Annotated in this window: 1 protein-coding gene; it reads left to right on the forward strand. The window is 50.4% G+C overall.

Translation table 11 applies throughout. The annotated features are described in order from the left end of the window. Window positions 1-2303 (forward strand): condensation domain-containing protein (locus tag OIU26_RS25760; protein WP_264218409.1); only part of this gene is annotated, 2303 nt, incomplete at both ends.

Below are 2303 nucleotides of genomic sequence, written 5' to 3' on the forward strand. Positions count from 1 at the left end.
GGAGAAGCGATTCGCTTGCCTTATAAAACGGATTCGTTCTCTGCTTGGGCAGAGCGGTTGTCTCAATATGCGAACAGTCCGGCCATTGACAACGAACGCGAATACTGGCAGCGTCTTGCTCACATGGCAGTCCCATCGCTACCTAAGGATCGAGACAAAGCGGCAGGACAGCCTTTTTGGGTCAGAGATAGTGAGACGGTGACCGTAGCTTGGAGCGAACAGGAAACCCGGTTGCTGCTTCAGGAATCACATCGTGCGTACAATACGGAGGTCAATGATCTGCTGTTAACCGCACTCGGCAGCGCATTGTACAACTGGAGCGGGCAGAAGCGTGTGCTGGTCGATCTGGAGGGGCATGGCCGGGAAGCTATTGTTCCAGATGTGGATATTACACGTACCGTGGGCTGGTTTACAAGTCAGTATCCCGTGCTGCTGGATGTCGATGGAAAGGCGGAAGTAGGGCAGCGCATCAAGCGGGTCAAAGAGGACCTGCGTCATGTGCCGCATAAGGGCATTGGCTACGGTATTCTGAAGTATATGTCTTCGGATAATGCCGATCCTTCCTTGAATCTGCAGCCTGAGATCAGCTTTAACTATTTGGGACAATTTGATCAGGATTTGGAACAGAGTGACATCGTGCTGTCTTCGCATACGGACGGAGAACCGATGAGTGGTTATACCGTGCTGGAGCAGCCGCTGAATGTGAACGGCATGATTACAGCAGGCGTGCTGACCTTGGAAATTCGCTATGACAGCCAAGTATATCATCAGCAAAATGTAGAGAAGTTTGCCCGGCTGCTACGGGAAAGCTTGCAGGAAGTAATCAAGCATTGTGCCTCCCAAGAGCGGAGCGAACTAACGCCAAGCGATGTCTTGTTCAAAGGCTTGTCGTTGGAACAACTGGAGCAATTAACGGAGCAAACGGCTTCTGTGGGCGAACTGGAAAATGTGTATGCTCTTTCTCCCATGCAGAAAGGGATGCTGTTCCATAGCTTGATGGAGCCAGACTCAGGCGCATACTTCCAGCAAGCCTCGTTTGATCAAAAAGGCAGCTTCGATGTTGCTGTTTTCCGCAAGAGCCTAGATCTGCTGACACAGCGTCATGAAGCGCTGCGGACGAATTTCCATCGGTTTGAGACCGGACACGGTCAGGAGCCATTGCAACTGGTGTTCCGTCACAAAGATAGCGACCTTTCCTTTAAGGATGTACGCGGAATGCAGAAAGCAGAACAACAGGCGTATATCCAGGCGTTGAAGCAGGAGGATCAGGCTCGGGGCTTTGATCTCGGTACGGATGCACTCATGCGCGTACAGGTATTGCAGACCGATGAAGAAACGTATCACTGGGTCTGGAGCTTCCATCACATTATCATGGACGGCTGGTGCTTATCGCTCGTTACCGGGGAAGTGTTTGGTACGTACTTTGCGCTGCTGGAGCAGAAACAGCCGGAGCTTGCTCCAATCACACCGTATGGCCAATATATTGAATGGCTGGAGCGTCAGGATGAACGTGCGGCAAAAGAGTATTGGAGCAACTATTTGGCAGGCTTTGAACAGCAGACGTTGCTGCCTGGATCGGATGCTTCATCCAATGATCAAGTGGCAGACAGCAGAGATAACACTGTATCCACTACAGCAAGTACAACCAGCGAATATGTTTGCGAAAAAATAACGGTGGAGCTGGATCCAACATGGAGCGAAGCCATGTACCGGATTGCCAAGCAGCAGCAGGTCACGATTAATACGCTGATGCAGAGCGTGTGGGGCCTGATTTTGCAGAAATATAATAACAATGAAGATGTTGTATTCGGCAGTGTCGTATCTGGACGTCCGACGGATATTGCGGGTGTAGAAAATATGATCGGTCTGTTCATTAATACCATCCCGGTTCGGATTCAAAGTGAACGGAATGCCACGTTTGTGGACATTATGCGGAACACGCAGGAGCAAGCGCTGGCTTCGGGGGTATATGACAGCTTCCCGCTGTATGAAATTCAGGCGCTGACCGAGCAGAAGCAGCATCTGATTAATCACATTATGGTATTTGAGAACTATCCGGTCGAGGAGCAAGTCGAGCAGTTGGGCGAAGTTCGTCCATCCGCGTTTGACATTACGAATGTAGAGGTTGTTGAGCAGACGAACTATGATCTGGACTTGATTGTGATGCCGGATGAAACCTTCCGTATCATGTTCAGATACAACGCAAATGTGTACGACCGGTCTACGATCGAGCGGATGCAGGGACATGTACTGCATGTCATCGAGCAAATCGTGAACAATCCGCATATCCGTGTGAATGAGCT

Source organism: Paenibacillus sp. BT-177 (assembly GCF_025846815.2).
Classification (GTDB): domain Bacteria; phylum Bacillota; class Bacilli; order Paenibacillales; family Paenibacillaceae; genus Paenibacillus; species Paenibacillus polymyxa_C.